We start from the raw sequence: 16480 nt of genomic DNA on the forward strand, positions 1-16480 counted from the left end.
GTGTTGGGGGTGGATCGGGTGGGGGTGTTTGACAATTTCTTTGATCTGGGTGGTGACTCTCTGCTCGCCGTCCGGCTGCAGACCCGGCTTGCCGAACGGCTGAGCCGGCCCATCAGCGTGCTCGACATCTTCCGCTATCCGACCGTCGCCGCCCTGCGCGAATTCCTGGCCGCCGAGGATGCCGATCAAGCCGACCTGCCCGCAGAGGCGAGGGAACGCGGGACGGCGCAGCGCCTGGCCCTGGCTCGCGGCCGTCGCGACCAGCGGCCGGACCTCACACGTTGACACCACTGTTTCCACACAGACCCGGGGAAGGAACCGACAGGTGCTACCTGAGACCACGGCCCGCTCGGCGCACGGCGCCCCGTTCCGGACCGGCCGCGCGTCATATGCGCAGGCACACCGATTCGCGATGGAGGACGCGCAACCCGACCACCCCCAGCGAACGCTGCGAACCGCGTACCGGATCAGGGGGCCGCTGGACCCGGAACGGCTGGCGTCGGCGATGAGCGCGGTCGTCGCCCGGCACGACGCGTTGCGCATGTCCCTGCATCCGAGCGAGGAAGAGCTGCGCTATCGCGTCCACAACCGGGTCGAATGGCCCCTCATCAGGGAGAAGTCTGTGACGGTCGCGGCCGGCGCGGAGCTTGCGCCCGAGCTGGTCCGGGCGTTGGACGACGAACTGCTCGACCGGTTCGACCGGAGCGTCCCGCCACTGGCCAGTGCCCGGCTCTGGGAACTGGGGAGCGACGACTGGCTACTGTCATTGAAGATCGACCACATGATCGCGGACGTGCTCTCCGTAGGCGTCATCGGGGCCGAGCTCTCCCGCGCCTACCAGGGCGAGACACTCCCGATCCCCGGCCTGAGCTTCGCGGACTGGATCGAGCAGCAGGACGCGTACTTCCGAGGCGAGCAGGCACGCGTCGACCGGGCCTACTGGGACGCCACCCTCGCCGGGCGGCCCAACGGCTGGAACACCTTGCTCCCCGACTTCGACCTGTCCGAGACCGCCGGGAACGCCCCTGGTGCGGTGAGTCTCGCTCTGCCGACCGGGCTCGGAGCGTCGATCAGCGCCTTCCGGCGGAGCAACCGGCTGACCCCGCACATGGTCTACCTTTCCGCGTTGGTGCTCTGCCTCGCGCGGCGCACCGGCGATCCCGACGTCTGCGTCCTCAGCGCCACCGCCAACCGTTCCCGGGACCTTGCCGAGCTGGTCGGTTGGTGCGCCCACGGGCTGGCCTACCGGTTCCTGGCCGGACAGGCGGAAACCCCTGCCGAGCTTGCCCGGCTGGTCCGGGCCGGGTGCATGAACGTCATGACGCATCAGCGTTACCCGCTGCTGCGGTGGCGCCTGGACAACGACCCCGGCGAGCTCGGCCGGCGGCTGCGGCTGCCGTACGTGTTCCTGCATCCGATCACCGAGTACTTCACCGCGCCCGCATTCGCCGGGCTGGACACCGAGCTGGTGGACGGCACCGGCGTCGAGGCCGACCCCTGCCTGGGCTTCCAGGTGCGGCACACCACCGGCGACGAGGTGACCTTGAGCCTGCACCACGGTGGCTTCGGCTACACCCGGGCCCATGCAGAACGGCTGCTCGCCGACTTCGCCGACGCCCTGCGCATTCTCACCGAGCGCCCTGACAGTCGGCTGCGCGACCTCGAGGACTGGCTCGGGCGGTAATCGGCCTCACAGGCACTCGGCCACGGCCCTGCCGACCTCGTCAGGAGCCTCGTCGATGAGCCACCGGCCGGCGTCGTCCACCGCCCGCACCAGCGTCTGCCCGCCGGCCTGACGGCGCCAGCCGAGCACTTCGCCTCTGCGCAACTCGCCGTCGGCCCGGCCATGAAGGGCCACGAGCCTGGTGTCCAGCGGCGGCGCGGGAAGATGCCGGTAATCGGCGTAGAGCGCGTAGTCTGCCCGCAGGGCGCGTTCGGCCAGGCGGCGGAAGGACGCGTCGGCTCGGAGCCGCTCCGGGATCCCGCCGTGCGCGATCACCTCCTCCCATAGGGCCGCCGACGGCAGACCGGGCACGCCGAGCGGCGGCACCGCGACATCCGGCGCCGGAGTCGACAGGACCACCAACCCGTCGGGACCGCGCACTCGTTTCGCGCGCAGCGCACGGGCCGTCTCCAGGGCCAGGAACGCGCCACCGCAACTGCCCAGCAGCACGAACGGCTGATCGCCGAGACCGCGGACCTCGTCGGCGAGCGTCGCTGCGAGATCGCGGACGAGCGGCTCGAACTTGGTTCTGACCGGTTCGTCGAATCGGTCCAACCGCCCTGGCAGGTCCAGACAGAACAGGCGGAAGCGGTCGGACCAGGCGCGGGCGAACGGCGCGAAGACGGCGGGAGCCGCACCGGCGTGCGGGAACAGGTAGACCGGCGGGCGTGGCGCGGCGTCGGGGAGAACGGGGATGAACATCGGCTACCTCACCACGGTCTTCTGCTGCCCGGCAGGTGGCCGGTCCTGCTCCTCCGGCGTCTCCGAACCGGCGCCCAGCCGCTCGGCGAGCCGGGCCGGGGTGGGCGCGGAGAACAGCTCCGCCAGATCGACTTCACGCCCCAGTCGTTCGGCGATCTCGCTGATCAGCCGCACGGCCAGCAGGGAGTGGCCGCCGTGGAGGAAGAAGTTCGCGTCCTGGCCGACGCGGACGCCCAGGAGATCGCACCAAATCGCGAGGAGCGCTCGTGTCATCGGGTCTTCTGGTTCCCGTGGCGGCGGCGTATTGGCGGGGACTATGGCGCGCAGTCGTCCATGGTCGACCTTCCCGCTCGGTGTCACCGGCAGTGCGGCGACCGGCAGAATCCGGCCGGGCACCTCGTGCGGCGGGAGATGCTCGCGCGCGTGCCGCCACAACCGGTCGGCCCACTCCGCCTCGTCGCCGCTCTCAGGCCGCGAGGTGCAGAAGGCGATCAGGACATCGTCTCCGTCCGGCCCGGGTCCCGCGCATACCGCCGAGGACAGCACCTCGGGGTGTGACTCCAGCGCCGCCTCGACCGCGCCCGGCTCGATGCGGTGGCCGCGTATCTTGACCTGGCGATCCTCCCGGCCGTGCAACACCAGGGATCCGTCGGGGAGGCGGCGGGCCCGGTCGCCGGTCCGGTACTCGCGCCCCTCCGGGACGGCGACGAACCGCTCGGCGGTGAGAGCCGGCTGTTCGAGGTAGCCGTCCGCCAGCCCGACGCCGCCGATGCACAGCTCGCCGATCACGCCTGGCGGACACACGGCTCCGGCGGGGTCCCGGATCTGGACGGTGGTGTTCGCGATCGGGAGTCCTACCGTCACCGGCTCGGTCACGGGCATGGTGATCTCGGCGAGGGTCGACCAGATGGTCGTCTCCGTCGGCCCGTACGCGTTGAACATCCGGCAGCCCCGGGCCAGCAGCCGCTCGGCCAGCGCGGCGGTCAGCGGCTCGCCGCCGCTGATCGCGACCACGCCCGACAACTCGCCCTCGTCGGCGTCCACGAGCCGCCGCCACAACGTCGGTGTGGCCTGCACCACGCGCACTCCCCGCTCGGCGACCAGGCGCAGCAGGCGTCGGGGCCGCAGCCGCACGTCATCGCCGGACGTGACCACCGTCCCGCCGCGGACCAGCGGCACGAAGAGCTCAAGGGCCGACACGTCGAAGCCGTACGTGGTGGACCAGAGCATCCGATCGCCGGGTCCGAACGCGAGGGCGTCGGCGAAGGCCAGCACCACGTTGAGCATGGCGCGATGAGTGACGACGACGCCCTTCGGCCGACCCGTGGTGCCCGACGTGTGGATCAGGGTGGCCCTGTCAGCGGGGGTGACCCCGGTTCCCGGGCGCGCTCCGCCGGGAACCGGGGGGTTCGCCGGGTCGAGGACGAAGAAACCGGCGTCCGCCACCTCCGGTCTCCAGCCACCCTCCGTCGCCACCACCCCGGCGACACCGTCGAGCCTGCCGGACAGGCGGGGATCCGCGGGGTCGACCGGCAGGTACGACGCGCCGCACTCCCAGATGCCGAGCACCGCCGCCGCCAGTAGGGGGCCGCGCCCGCCCGCCAGCGCGACCCGGTCACCTCGGCCGACGCCGAGGGCCGCCAAGGAACCGGCGACGCGCCCGGCCTCGTCCCACAGGCGGCCGTACGTCCAGGTCTCCCCGTCGTCGCCCACGATCGCGGGCTGCTCCGGCGACTCCGCGGCACGCTCACGCACCAGATGCCACAGCGTCGTGTCCGGCAGCGGGACGGTGGTGGCGTTCGTCGCGTCGATCAGGTGACGATCGTGCTCGCTGTGAATCGGCAGGCGTGTCAGCGCGAGGTCGGGAGCGGCGTGAACGGCCGCCGTCAATGGGGCGAACCTGCGTAGCAGACCCAAAATCTCCTCTCGATCGTGCACCTCGGTGCTGTAGCGCGCGCAGACGTCCGGGCTGGTGTCGTTCAGTTCCAAGGTCAGCTCCAGGTCGGCCCGGCTGCCCCGCACGAGCACGCGCACGTCGCCCGCGAGCGGCAGCCGGTCGGCGGCGCCGCTCAGCGGATGGATGTTCATGACGTGCCGGAACAGCGGGGTGCGCCAGTCGGCGGCGTGGTGACCGGCATGCTGGAGGAGGTCCTCGTAGGACACGGGCTCACCGTCGAGCATGTTCAGCACGCTCTGCCGCGCCTGCGCCACGACCTGGCGGAACGTGGTCCCCGGCGGCATGCGGAAACGCACCGGCACGGTCGAGACGTGGAAGCCCACCGCCCGGCCGGTCCCGGGTCCGTGGCGCAGGTTCAGCGGCACCCCGACCACTAGGTCGTCGCCGACGCCGTGCCGGTGCAGCAGCACCGCCCCAAGGGCAAGGATCAGCATGCCGTGGGTGACCTTGAAGGTCGAGCGCAGGTCCGAGAGACGGTGATGCAGCCGCTGGTCGGCGGGTACCGCCACCGGCTCGCCGGCGAACGTGGGCGTCCCGGTCAAGGGCCGCGCGCCGGACAGCCCCACCGGGGCGCCCGCGATGCCTTCGAAGTCGGCGGCCACCCGGGCGACGGCCTCGGCTGACGGCGTCGCAGGACTGAAAGCGGGCACCGGGCCCCGCAGCCACGAGGGAAGCGGCTCCTCCTCGGCGAAGTGCTGGTAGGCATGGGCGAATTCGTCGGCGAGGACGTTGAGCGAGTGGCCGTCCACCGAGATGTGGTGCGCGGCCAGCACGAGCACGCTGTCGCGCTCCAGAAGCACCTGGGTCGCCCGCACGAGAGGTCCGGAGCCCAGGTCGAACGGCTCGGCCAGCGCCTGCTCGACCTGCCCGTCCAGATCCTCCTCCGTCGCGGCCACGACGGAGATCGGCACTTCGAACCCGTCGGCCGGAGCGATTCTCCGGAACGGGACGCCGCCGACGCCGGGGAAAGTCTGGCGCAGCGCGGAGTGCCGGGCGGCGAGCAGGCGCAGCGCTTCTCGCATGGGCCACCAGCGCAGGTGCCGACGGTAGCGGGCCGCGAAGGCGATGGTGCCGATGCCGGTGCCGCCGGCGAGCCGACCCAGAAACCACTGACCGCTCTCCCGGCTGTTCAGCGGGCTGTAGTCCGGTTCCGCCACCACACTCACCTGTCCCGTTTCCGCTCGGCGGCGATGGTCTCTTCGATGGCTTCGGCAAGCTCGCGCACGGTGGGCGTCTCGAACACGGTCGCGGTGTTGAGCTCCACGCCGAACTCGTCGCGGATGTGGCCGAGCAGCTCGACCGCTGCGAGTGAGTCGCCGCCCACGGCATAGAAGTCGTCGTCGTCCGACACCTCGGCCTGACCGAACACGGACGCCCAGATCGTGCGCAAGGTGGCGGCGACGTCGGCTGGCTCGTTCGCGACCGCCCGCTCGGGGGCGGCCGGTGGGGGTTGGGCGCCGGCGGGCCCCGCGCTCACCATGACCTGTGCCGGCGCGGGTCCGGCCAGCAGCCCGAGCGCGATCTCCACGCCCTCGCGCGGTCGCAGCCCCAGGGGCACGGGCCGCGGACGCCGCGCGGCCTCCGGCGGCTCGTCGTCGGCTTTCACCAGCATCGTGAAGCCTTCGACCTCCACGAGGATCCGGCCGTCGAAGGAGACCAGGACAACATCGGCGACCAGAGCCCTGGGCGTGTCCTCACGGATGTGGACATGGCTGTGGAACTCCGCCGGCAGCTTGTCGTGAACGGTGATCCGGCGGTAGCTGAAGGGCAGGAGCAGCTCGGCTCGGTGGTGGCAGAGCAGCCCGGTCGCCATGTCCAGGAGCGCCGGGTGCAGGGGGTACTCGTCGAGGTCGCTGGTGAACGCGGCGGGCAGCCGCAGGTGGGCGACGATGTCCGAGCCCCGCAGCCAGGTCTTCTCGACGACCGACCATCGCGGTCCGAAGGTGAGCCGACCGGCCCGTCCGCTGACGGACGGTCGTACGGTGGCCGGTGGCGACTGCAGGAACTCCGACAGGTCGGCACGCCGTTCCTGAGCGCCGGACGGCCCGCCGGAGAGTCTGACAGTGCTGCTGTGCAGCCATTCCCCGTCGCCGAGCCGGTAGGACAGGGCACCACGCCACCAGGACCCCTCAGGGTGCAGGTCCACCCGCACCTGGCACGGGCCGCAGGCGAGCAGCGGGGCGCCGAACACGACGTCCTCCAGCACGGCCGTTGTGTCCACGAGCCCCAGTTCGCGCGCGCTCTGGAGGAAGAGCGTGACCAGCGCGGTCCCTGGGGCGAAGGGCCGCTGATCGAGACGGTGCTCGTCCAGGAACCACGTGTCGGTGGCGGATACGGTGCGCTCCCAGCGCAGCGATCGGTCGTTTCCACCCGTCCTGCGGGCGACGCGGCCGGCGGCCAGCTCGGAGACGTCGACGGAAGATCTGGCGGCCATGCCGACGTCCGCCCAGACCGGCCAGTCCACCGCGATCACCCGCCGGGCGGTGAAGCCGACGGCCGTCGCGCTGGCGTCCTGGAAGCTGTTGGCCGCCGCGTAGTCGGCGCTTCCCAGCACGCCGTGCACACCGGCCTGGCTGGCGAACAGCATGGTGAAGTCGAGCACGGGACGCCCGCGCAGGGCCTCCTCAAGCGCGACGGTGCCGTGGACCTTGGGGCGGAGCACGTCCAGGGCGTCCTGCGGGTCGCGGAGCTGCACCAGGCCCCCGCCGGGCAGGCCGGCCAGGTGGAACACGCCGTGCAGGGGGCCCGCGGCTCGGGTCAGGTCGTCGAGGATCAGGCGGAGGCGTTCGCCGTCGGTGACGTCGCCCGTCAGCACCTCGACGTGCGCGCCCAGCGCCCTGATCTCCTCCACCTGGTCGGTGACGCCGGCTTCCGACTCGCCGAGGGCGCGCCTGCCCAGCAGAGACAGCCGTGGCCGCAGCCCGGTCTCGGCCAGGCCGCGGGCGAGCGCCAGCCCCAGCCCGCCGAGTCCGCCGGTGATCAGGTAGTGCCCCTCTTCGCGCAGGCCCTGTCCTGGGGACGGCGCGGGAAGCGGCCGGACGCCCCTGGTCCATCGGCGCTCGCCGCGCAGCGCGACCAATCCGTCGTCGTGCGCGGCGCGCAGCTCGGCGGCAAGGTCTTCTGGCGTGGTGCGGGCGCCGACGTCCACGAGCCTGCAGGACCGTCGAGGAAGCTCCTGGCGGAGCGTGGCGATCAGACCGTGCAGGGTGGCCTTGACCGGGGAGACCGGCTCGCTGCCTGACACGTCGGCCGATTCGCGGGTCAGCACGACGATCTCCGGTAGCCGGTGCAGCGCGTGTGAGGCGCGCTGGACCAGGTGGAACAGGCTCCAGAACGAGCGCCGGAGCTGTTCGTCCACGGTGCCCGACGACACCGTCGTCCAGGTGTCCACGGTGGTGGCGTGCACGAGCAGGATCGGCGGGCGCTCGATGGCGGCCAGGGCCTGCTCCAGGCGGGCGGCGTCGCCGGCGAGCCGGTCGAGGACGTCGCCCTCGCGGGCGGCGGGGTCGTGCCAGGGCAACGCGAGCGGGGTGTAGCCGGCCATGCGCAGCGCGGCCATCACGAGGTTGCCGGGCTCGCCCGGCGGGAGCAGCACCAGGGCGTCACCGGCCGTCCTGGGCTGGGCCGCGGCCGGTGCGGGCGTCGGCGATTCGGTCCAGGTCAGTGCGGTGAGTCGGGGTGAGGCCGCGTCCGCCGGCGACGCGTCCTCGGCGGGCTGCGGTGTCGTGGCGTTCCCGGTGGACGTGTGGGCGGGCCGCGCGGGCATCCCGCTTTCGTCGGGCAGGTCGATCCAGCTACGCCGCCGCTGGTAGGGGTAGCCGGGTAGAGCGATCCTGCGGACCGGGCGGGCCGGATCCAGCGCCCTCCAGTCGAGCGCGTGGCCCGCCGTCCAGAGCCGGGCGGCCGTGGCGAGCAGCGCCACATGACCGTCCGCGATCTCCGGGTCAAGCGCGGGGACGTGGTCGCCGGCCGTGGACCGGCCATCCATCACCAGCACCGTCGCCCCGTCCGTCGCCTGGGGGACCTCGAGCGGGCTGTCGGCGGCGAGCACGTGACAGGGCACGGCGGACTGACCGAGGGAAGCGGTCGGCGGCGGGGCTCCTGTGGAAAGCAGCTTGACCGCCTGCTCGACATCGAGGGCCCCGGCGGCCACGGCGGCGGCGAAGGCGCCGGTCCCCGCCCCCACCACCTCGTCGGGCTCCAGACCCCAGGCCCGCCAGGTGTGTGCGAGGGCGAGCTGGGCCATGAAGCCGCTGACGCCGTCGTCCGCCCGCCCCTCCAGCCATGCCTGCAGCGTCGTCGAGCCATACGACTCGACCTGTTCGACGATCTCGTCGAGCGCGACGGTGAACGCGGGCACCGCGCCGTAGAGCATGCGCATCGGGCCGACGCCGGACGCGCGCGCGTCCGGAAAGGCGAACACCACGCGGGTCCGTTCGGCCGCCTCGCCCACCGTGACCGGCCCTGCCAGCGCGCGGGTCGTCGCCGCGGCACCGGTGCTGACCAGGGCCCCGCGCACGCCGTACGGCGTGCGCCCCTGCTGCAGGGTGGCGGTGGCGTCAGGGAAGCGGTCCTCGTCGAGTTCGGCGAAGAAGCGCGTCAGCGCAGCCCGCTGCGCCCCCTCGGCCTCGTGGGTCTTGGCCGACCAGACCGTGATGCGCGGACGGCCGTCGCCGCGCACGGCGCGCCGTGCGGGCGCCTCTTCGAGGACCATGTGCGCGTTGGTGCCGCCGACGCCGAAGGAGGAGACGCCGGCTCGGCGCGGGTGGGCGGGATCCCGCCGCCATGGGCGCGGCCTGTCGTCGATGATGAACGGCGTGCGGTCCAGGTTCAGCTTCGGATTGGGCTCGGAGATGTTGATCGAGGGCGGCAACAGCTCGTTCTCCAGCGAGAGCACGACCTTGAGCAGGCTGGCCAGTCCGGCGACGGACACCAGATGCCCCACGTTCGACTTGACCGAGCCGACCACGCAGGAGCCGGGTTCCAGAGGCTCCTGCGAGAGTGCCGTGAACGCCCGGGTCAGCCCGGCGATCTCCGACGGGTCTCCGAGCAGTGTTCCTGTGGCGTGCATCTCCACGTACGACATGTCCCGTGGGCCGAAGCCGGCCAACGACATCGCCTCGCTGATGACGGCGGCCTGCCCGGCGACAGAAGGCGCGCTGAAGCTGGACTTGACCGCCCCGTCGTTGTTGACGGCGATGCCAGCGATCACGGCCCGGATGTCGTCGCCGTCGGCCAAGGCATCGTCGAGCCGTTTGACGACGACAGCGGCCGCTCCGCTGCCGAAAATGGTGCCTGTGGCCGACGCGTCCAAGGCCCGGCAGTGGCCGTCGCGGCTCATGATGCCGCCGGGCGTCCAGCGGTAGCCGTGGCCGTACGGGAAGTGCACGTGGGCGCCGCCGACCACCGCCATGTCGCACTCTCCCAGCCGCAGCGACTGCTGAGCGAGGTTGAGCGCGACGAGGGAGCTGGAGCAGGCGGACAACACCGTGAAGCTGGGCCCCTTCAGGTCCAGCTTGTACGAGGCCAGCGTGGCCAGGTAGTCGAGGTTGTTGGTCACCATCAGGGTGAGCCCGCCGGCGCTGTGGACCAGCTCGGGCCGGCGCAGCACGTGCCGGCGGAGGTAGTCGGTCGGGCCGGTGGTGCCGAAGACCCCCACGGAGCCGCCGATCCGGTACGGGTCGTAGCCGGCGTTCAGCAAAGCCGCGTGCGTGATCTCCAGGAACGCCCGGATCTGGGGATCGAGGAGTTCCGCCTCCCTGACGCTCATGCCGAACAGGTCCGCGTCGAACCCGGCGACGTCGGGCATCAGCGGCACGGCGCGCACGTACGACGGATCGGCCAATTCCTCCGGCCGCACTCCCACGGCCAGCAGGGACTCGTCATCGGGAAACGACACGGTCTCGCGGCCGTGGGCGAGGTTGGACCAGAACTCGCTCACATCGTTCGCCCCAGGCACACGGGCGCTCATGCCGATGATCGCGATCGGCTCGAACAGATCATTCACGGTGATCCCCAAGGGATGCTCGAATCCGGTGGCGCATCGCCCGCCGGTCGGCCGCCGTCCCGCCCGCGCTTCGGGCGACGGGGACGGCGGCCCGGGGTGGTGGTGTGGCGGAGCGCGTCGCTGCATGGACGCGCTCGGCCACGCCGACGAGGTCTCCGCGGTCGAAGAGCACGTCGACCGGCAACTCCACCTGCCATCTCGCGCTGACGCGCTCCAACAACGTGATGAGTTCGACCGAGGTCATCCCGCTCTCCAGGAGCCCGGACTCCGGACGGACGGGCGTGCCCAGAATGTCGGTCGCCATGCGGACGAGTTCGTCCTGGATTTCTTCGGCTTCGTCCTGGATTTCTTCGGCGCCGTCGTACATTGTCACCTTTCCTGGCGGTGGAATTGTCTCACCGATTCGGAGACTAGCTAATTCTGGCGCGGCTAGTCCATTGTCATGATCAGTTCTTTCGACGGCATTTCATGCCAGGTGAAGGCGTGTTTGTAAGCTCCGTGAAAGGTGATCGTAAGGCCGTCGAATGGGAGATGAATGGGTCGTGTCAGATGATGTAGCGGTGACGGTTCTTGGAAGAATTCCGGTGCCCGCGAAATCGTCCGCCCAGGTGCCATGACGAGTCGGAACGAAACGGCTACCGAGCGGCTGAACCGGCTACGCGAGCAACTCGCGGGAAGCGGGGAACCCGAGCCGGAACGTGCCCGGGAGGATTCCGTCCCGCTGTCGTTTCCGCAGCGGCGGCTGTGGTTCCTGGAGCAGATGTCGCCGGGCTCCGCCGCGTACCACCTGCCGTCGGTCGTCAGGCTCTCCGGCGATCTCGACCGGGAGGCGCTCGCCGCGGCGCTGGCCGCCGTGGTGGCCAGGCACGATGTGCTGCGCGCAGTGGTCCTGCCGGGTGACGGCGAGCCGCGGCAGCGGTTTCTCGACCGGGTGGAGGTGCCGCTGCCGTTCGTCGAGCTCCGTGACGAGGCCGGAGCGGCGATCGACGCGCATGTCGCCGCGTTCCTGCGTCTGCCCTTCGAGCTGGAGCGAGGCCCGCTGCTCCGAGCGAAGCTGTTCGGGCTCGGAGAGCGCGAGCACGTCCTGGTCGTATGCCTGCACCACCTCGTGGCCGACGGCTGGTCGGTCAACCTGTTCTGGGAGGAGCTCTGCGCGGCCTACCGGGCCGCGGTTCACGGCGACCGGGCCGACGACGCCCCCAGCGCCGGATACGCGGACTTCGTCGAGGCCGGCCGCGAAAGGCTGGCCGGGGCGGCAGGCGAGGAGGACCTGGCGTACTGGCGCGGGCAACTCGCCGGAGCGCCGGCGCTGCTGCCCCTGCCGACTGACCGGCCACGCCCGCCGGTACGCGCGAACATCGGCGGGGAGACCCCGGTGACGCTGCCCGCGCCGGTCGTCGCAAGCCTGCGGGAGGTCGGCGCTTCGGTCGGCGCCAGCCTGTACATGGTCCTGCTCGCCCTCTACGCCGCCGAGTTGCACCGCTACACCGGCGAGACGGACCTGCTGGTGGGCAGCCCGGCCGCCAACCGGGGCCGGGCCGAGTTCGAGCGAGTCATCGGCTACTTCGCCGACACCCTGGTCATGCGGCTGTCCACAGAGCCGCACACCACCTTCCGCCGGCTCGTCGCCGAAGTCCGCGAGGTGGTGCTGGACGCGGTTACCCACCAGGCGGTTCCGTTCGAGCGGATCGTCGAGGAGCTCCGCCCCGAGCGGGACGTCAGCCACCACCCGGTGTTCCAGGTGCTGTTCAGCCTGCACAACCTGCCGGAAGGCCGGATCGACATGGGGGAGGTGCGGCTGGAGTTCCTCCGGCACGACCTGGGGGTGTCGCGGTACGATCTCGACCTGTCGCTCACCGAGCGGAACGGCCGGATCAGCGGGCGACTGGAGTACAACGCGGAGCTCTTCGAGCCCGGCAGCGCCCGGCGGATCGCGACCCACTTCGAATGCCTCGCCGCAGCGGCGGCCGCCGACCCCGACGCGCCGATCGGCGCCCTGGCCATGAGCACCGACGGAGACCGTCGGCAGGTGCTGGACTGGGGGACCACCGCTCCGGCCGCGGGCGAGCTCAGACTCGTCCACGACCTGATCGCGGAGCAGGCCCGCAGAAGCCCCGACGCCTGCGCGGTCGAGTGCCTCGGCACCCGGCTCACATACCGGGAACTGGACCGGCGCGCCGACGAACTCGCCGGGCTGCTGCGCGCCCACGGGGCAGGGCCGGGACACGTCGTCGGGGTCCTGCTCGCCCGCTCGGCCGAGCTGGTGGCGGCGCTCGTCGCCGTGCTCAGGGCCGGCGCCGCCTACCTGCCGCTCGACCCAGGCCATCCGGCGGATCGGCTCCGCGACCTGGTGGCCGGCTCGGGAGCCGAAAGCGTGCTCACCTCGCGATCGCTCTCCCGACGGCTGCCCCCTGGGGTGACGGCTCTGCGGGTGGACGACCTTCCGACGCTACGGGCGGACCCCGTCCGCGTCCCGGTGGCGGCCGGCGACCTCGCCTACGTCATGTACACCTCCGGCTCCACCGGCCGCCCCAAGGGCGTCCTCGTCACCCACGGCAACCTGAGCGCGTTCCTGGACGCCATGGACGAGACGGTGCCGGAGCCGGACGGGGCCGGGCGGCGGTGGCTCGCGGTGACCGGCGTCTCGTTCGACATCTCCGTGCTCGAACTGCTCTGGACGCTGACCTGCGGCTTCGAGGTGGTGATCCACGCGGGCGGCACCGGTGGCTCGCAGCCGCGGTCGGGGCTGGACGTCAGCCTGTTCTACTTCGGCAATCACGGCACGGCCGACGGATACCGGCTGCTGCTCGACGGCGCCCGGTTCGCCGACCGCAACGGCTTCGCCGCTGTCTGGACGCCGGAGCGGCACTTCCACGAGTTCGGCGGGCTGTTCCCGCAGCCGGCGGTCACCTCGGCGGCGATCGCGTCGGTCACCACGAGAGTCGCCATCCGGGCCGGTAGCGTGGTCCTCCCGCTGCACGATCCGATCCGGGTCGCCGAGCAGTGGGCGGTGCTCGACCGTCTGTCCGACGGCCGGGTGGGCCTGTCAGCGGCCTCCGGCTGGCACCCCACCGACTTCGCTCTGGACCCGGCCTCCTTCGATCGGCGCCGCGAGGTGATGCGCGAACGGCTGGAGACCGTACGCGCTCTGTGGCGCGGCGGGACAGTGCGGCGCAGGACCGGCACGCGCGGCGACGCCGAGGTCCGGACGCACCCCCGACCGGTCCAGGACGACCTGCCCCTTTGGCTCACCACCGGTGGCAGCAGAGGCACCTTCGAACTCGCCGGCGAACTGGGGGCCAACGTCCTGACGCACCTGCTGGGCCAGGACAAGGAGCAGCTCAGGGCGCACATCGCGGCCTACAGGGCGGCGCGGGCGGCGCACGGCCACGACCCGGGAGCCGGGCGCGTCACGCTGATGCTGCACACGTACGTCGGTGACGACGTCGACGAGATCAGGCGGACGATGCGCGAGCCGTTCCTGCGCTATCTGCGGACCTCGTTCGGCCTGATGGGCAACCTGCTGGCCGCGATGGGGCAGGACCGGGCCGCGGCGGACTCGCTGACGGAAGAGGACGTCGACTTCCTGATGTCGCAGGCCTTCGACCGGTTCTTCGAGCACAGCGGATTGATCGGCACACCCGAGAGCTGCGCCGCGCGCGCCCGGGAGCTCCACGACCTCGGCGTGGACGAGCTCGCCTGCCTGATCGACATGGGCCTGCCGTACGAGTCGGTGATCGCCGGGCTGCCGGCGCTGGCCGAAGCCGCGCAGGAGGCCCGCCTGCAGATCGCGCGGGCCGCGCAGCCGTCGGTCGCCCGGCTCATCGAGGAACGAGGCATCACGCATGTGCAGCTGACCCCGTCCCTGCTGGCTTCCGAACTCGTCGAGTCCCGCGATTGGAGTGGCGTCGTGGCGCTGCTGGTGGGTGGCGAAGAGTTCCCCTCGGCCCTGGCCGCACAGGCGCGCGAACGTGTCGGGGGGCCGGTTATGAACATGTACGGGCCGACCGAGACCACGATCTGGTCGGCGGCGCAGCGACTGGAGGCGGGGGAGGGCGCGGTGCCGATCGGGCGGCCGCTCTCCGGCGAGCGGGTGCATGTCCTGGAGCCGTCCGGGGCGCCCGCTCCGCCCGGCGTCATGGGAGAGATCTACATCGGCGGCGAGGGGGTCGCCCGGGGATACCTCGAAGCGCCGGGGCTGACGGCGGAGCGGTTCGTCCCCGACCTGTTCGGGCCGCCCGGCGCCCGGCTCTACCGGACCGGTGACCGCGGTTACTGGGCCGACGACGGCACGCTGCGTTTCGCCGGGCGCGCCGACGACCAGGTGAAGGTGCGCGGCTTCCGCATCGAACCGCGCGAGGTCGAGACGCGGCTGCGCGAGCTCGACGGTATCGCGGAGGCGGCCGTGGTCCCGCACGCCGGAGGGCTCGCCGCCCATCTGGTGCTCCACCCCGGACGCCCCTTCGACCCCGACGCGGTTCGCGCCGGCCTGCGCCGGGTCCTGCCCGCGTACATGGTCCCCGGAGTCATCGCACAGACCGGCGAGCTGCCGAGGACGCCGGGCGGCAAACTCGACCGCCGCGCCCTGGGCGCCGTCCCGCCACCCGGCACGACCGGCTCACCGACCGGAACGCCGCAGCCGGGCCGCCCGCCCCGAACCGCGCAGGAGCGGGCGCTGGCCGCCATCTGGTGTGAGGTGCTCGGCCGGTCCGCGGTCGGCGTCGGCGACGACTTCTTCGCCCTGGGCGGCCACTCGCTGATGGCCGTGCAGATGGCGACGGCGGTGCGCGCCCGGATGGGGCTGGCGCTGCCCCTGCGCGCCGTCTTCGAGGCACCGACGCTCGGCGAGCTCGCCCGCGCCATCCAGACCGGGCGCTTCGCCGCCCAGGTGCCCGCGGCCGCGCCCGAGCTGGCCGCCGACGCCGAGCTGAGCCCTGGCATCCGGCCGAGGACCGCTCCCTGGGGCCCGCCGCGCCAGGCGCTGGTCACCGGCGCAACCGGGTTTCTCGGCCGGGTCCTGCTCGGCGAGCTGCTGGACCGCACCGAAGCCGTGGCGCACTGCCTGGTTCTCGCCTCGGACGACGCCGCCGCAGGCAAGGAGATCGAGGACGCGCTGCGCGCCGCCGACCTGTGGCGGCCGGAGTACGCGGCGCGGATCGTGCCGATCGCGGGGAACCTCGCCGACCCTTGCTTCGGTCTCGGCCAGCCCGCGTTCGCCCGCCTGGCGGAGCTGGTGGACACCGTTTACCACGCCGGTGCGATGGTTCACCTGCTCTACCCGTACTCCGTGCTCAAGGGCCCCAACGTGGACGGCACCGCCGAGGTGCTGCGGCTGACCGCCACCGGCCGGGCCAAGCGGCTGCACCACGTCTCCAGCCTCGACGTGTTCCCCGACGGCGTCCCGCGTCGCGAGGACGCGCCGATCGCCGCGGACGGCCTCCTGCCGGGCGCGTACGCCCAGAGCAAGTGGGTCGCCGAGCGGCTGGTCGGCGCCGCGTTCCTGCGCGGTCTGGCCGGAACGGTGCTGCGGCCGGGCAACCTAGCGGCCGACACCCGCACCGGTTACTGGAACAGCCACGACACCACCTTCACGCTGCTGCGCACCTGCCTGCGCCTGGGCGCCGCGCCGGACCTCGATCTCGTGGTCAACCTGACACCGGTCGACTACGCCGCCGCCGCGATCGTGCGCCTGTCGCTTGACGAGGGCGCCACAGGGGGCGCCTTCCACCTGTTCAACCCGCACCCGCACGTCCCGTGGCGGGACGTGGTGGAGTCGTTGAGGGCCGCCGGGCACCAGATGGATCTCGTTCCGTATGACAGGTGGCAGCGCGGGGATCTGCCGGCAGGCCCCGCGCCGGAAGGGCTGCTGGACGAACTGGCGCTGGTCGGCGAGTCGGGCGGCCTGGCCGAGACGGCGCGTCACGGCGCCAGGCTCGAACACCTGCGCATCGACTGCTCCGCCACGCTGAGCGCGCTGACCGGGACCGGAATCGCATGCCCTCCCGTGGACCGGCGGCTGCTCGCCACCTACGTCGCGCACTGGCACAGGCGTGGGCTGATCCCCGCGCCCGGCCAACGTTAGGAGTCACCT

7 protein-coding genes are annotated in these 16480 nt (G+C 72.2%); 3 read left to right on the forward strand and 4 right to left on the reverse strand.

Annotated features, from left to right (window positions below):
* Together GUY59_RS33265 and GUY59_RS33270 are read left to right on the forward strand one after the other, a co-directional pair.
* Positions 1-285: phosphopantetheine-binding protein (locus GUY59_RS33265; RefSeq protein WP_236667745.1), on the forward strand; the 285-nt coding region annotated here is incomplete at its 5' end.
* Positions 179-1684 (forward strand): condensation domain-containing protein, encoded by a 1506-nt coding sequence (locus GUY59_RS33270; protein ID WP_138204810.1) that lies wholly within the window; start codon positions 179-181, stop codon positions 1682-1684. The genes GUY59_RS33265 and GUY59_RS33270, both read left to right, overlap by 107 nt.
* 6 nt (positions 1685-1690) lie before the next feature.
* Here the strand turns inward: GUY59_RS33270 and GUY59_RS33275 are convergent, their stop codons facing one another.
* Genes GUY59_RS33275 through GUY59_RS33290 form a run of 4 tightly spaced genes read right to left on the reverse strand, consistent with a single transcriptional unit; the run spans position 1691 to position 10756 of the window.
* Complete coding sequence (locus GUY59_RS33275) at positions 1691-2425, reverse strand: thioesterase II family protein (RefSeq protein ID WP_138204808.1); 735 nt, start codon at positions 2423-2425, stop codon at positions 1691-1693.
* 3 nt (positions 2426-2428) lie between these two features.
* Positions 2429-5539, reverse strand: a complete 3111-nt coding sequence (locus GUY59_RS33280; RefSeq protein WP_161714819.1) for a non-ribosomal peptide synthetase — start codon at positions 5537-5539, stop codon at positions 2429-2431.
* A 5-nt stretch (positions 5540-5544) separates the two neighbouring features.
* A complete protein-coding gene (locus GUY59_RS33285) occupies positions 5545-10389 on the reverse strand; it encodes an SDR family NAD(P)-dependent oxidoreductase (protein WP_161714820.1) in 4845 nt (1614 codons plus the stop codon).
* Positions 10382-10756, reverse strand: a complete 375-nt coding sequence (locus GUY59_RS33290) for a phosphopantetheine-binding protein (RefSeq protein ID WP_138204801.1) — start codon at positions 10754-10756, stop codon at positions 10382-10384. Before GUY59_RS33290 ends, GUY59_RS33285 begins: the two co-directional genes overlap by 8 nt.
* Positions 10757-11002: 246 nt before the next feature.
* Here GUY59_RS33290 and GUY59_RS33295 point away from each other — a divergent pair, with 246 nt between their 5' ends.
* Positions 11003-16471 carry a MupA/Atu3671 family FMN-dependent luciferase-like monooxygenase gene (locus GUY59_RS33295; protein ID WP_138204799.1) on the forward strand — a complete coding sequence of 1823 codons (5469 nt, stop codon included), beginning with the start codon at positions 11003-11005 and terminating at the stop codon, positions 16469-16471.
* Positions 16472-16480 lie beyond the last annotated feature (9 nt).

The organism is Nonomuraea sp. K271, from assembly GCF_009908215.1.
Lineage (GTDB): Bacteria > Actinomycetota > Actinomycetes > Streptosporangiales > Streptosporangiaceae > Nonomuraea > Nonomuraea longispora.

What these genes read in the sequence shown, in the direction of transcription:
- GUY59_RS33270 (WP_138204810.1), top strand. Translation starts at nt 179, where the DNA reads ATGCCGATCAAGCCGACCTGCCCGCAGAGGCGAGGGAACGCGGGACGG.
- GUY59_RS33275 (WP_138204808.1), bottom strand. Translation starts at nt 2,425, where the DNA reads ATGTTCATCCCCGTTCTCCCCGACGCCGCGCCACGCCCGCCGGTCTAC.
- GUY59_RS33290 (WP_138204801.1), bottom strand. Translation starts at nt 10,756, where the DNA reads ATGTACGACGGCGCCGAAGAAATCCAGGACGAAGCCGAAGAAATCCAG.
- GUY59_RS33295 (WP_138204799.1), top strand. Translation starts at nt 11,003, where the DNA reads ATGACGAGTCGGAACGAAACGGCTACCGAGCGGCTGAACCGGCTACGC.